The sequence below is a fragment of the Candidatus Poribacteria bacterium genome (assembly GCA_021295755.1).
In the GTDB taxonomy this organism is placed as follows: domain Bacteria; phylum Poribacteria; class WGA-4E; order WGA-4E; family PCPOR2b; genus PCPOR2b.
This window is the reverse complement of the sequence record JAGWBT010000136.1, coordinates 1-1,126: the sequence shown is the minus strand read 5'-3', so window position 1 is coordinate 1,126 and position 1,126 is coordinate 1. Positions and strand designations below refer to the sequence as shown.

Annotated in this window: 1 protein-coding gene; it reads left to right on the top strand. The window is 48.8% G+C overall.

Going from position 1 to position 1,126, the window contains the following annotated elements:
- Positions 1-233: 233 nt before the first annotated feature.
- Positions 234-911 (top strand): SOS response-associated peptidase, encoded by a 678-nt coding sequence (locus tag J4G02_17950; protein ID MCE2396422.1) that lies wholly within the window; start codon positions 234-236, stop codon positions 909-911.
- Positions 912-1,126 lie beyond the last annotated feature (215 nt).

The following is a 1,126-nucleotide window of genomic DNA, read 5'->3' as shown; positions in this document are numbered from 1 at the left end:
TCAACAGAAAAACTGCTAAAGCAATCTGTATCCCAAACATAACTGTTTGGGGCTTAGACCTAAAGGATTTTTTGATAAATGGTTTCCACCTTTCACGTCCCGGTATCGTTGACTCCGATTCATCGGAGGCTTACGATACCGTGGATCCCGATCCTATCAGGGTATCACGTTTCACACTTTTTACGGTTTGCACCTTCTTTTTACATGAGCAATTCTTTTTTAGGAGACTAGCCATGTGCGGACGATTCACATTGAGAACAGACCCTGAGACTTTGACAGAAACTTTTCCCGGCTTCACAATGCCCGATGAAGTGGTTCCCCGTTACAACATCGCTCCCTCTCAGACAATTGCTGTTGTACCGAATAACGGTGAGAACAGCGTAGAATTTTTCCAATGGGGACTGATTCCGTCCTGGGCGAAGGATCCCAAAATCGGTAATCGCATGATTAATGCGCGTGCAGAAACCTTAGCGGACAAACCCTCCTTTCGGACGCCCTATAAGCGACGACGGTGTCTCATCCTTACCGACGGGTTTTATGAGTGGAAGGCTGAACCCGGGAGTAAGACCAAAACCCCTTTCTATATTCGCCTCAAATCGGAAAAGCCCTTTGCGTTCGCGGGACTATGGGAGACGTGGTCCCCAAATATAGATGATGATCCGCTTCTCTCCTGCACAATCATCACAACCTCCCCGAACTCTCTCATGCAGACTATCCACCGGCGGATGCCGGTTATCCTTGAACCTGACGCCTATGATCTATGGCTAGATCCGAGCGATCAATCCCCCAAACAGTTGGATGGACTCCTCACGGCGTATCCCACTGAAGAAATGGAGGCTTACCCAGTTTCACGCCTCGTCAATCGACCCAGTAACGACTCCGCCGACTGCATCGCACCCACGGATGGGTAAAGATGGGAAAACGAGAAGACGGAAGATTGAATCCGTAGGGGCTAGGTCCCCCAACCCGTTGGGCAGGAGACCTGATTTTTGCAAAAAGTGTTAGATTCTGTTAGATTTTGCCAGGGCATTATGGATAATTGCCCAATTGAACTATCCCTTTTGATAGAATCAAAGCCTCGTGAGGGGCGACATGTATATAGCAACGCCGAATCGTCCTCCTCCAA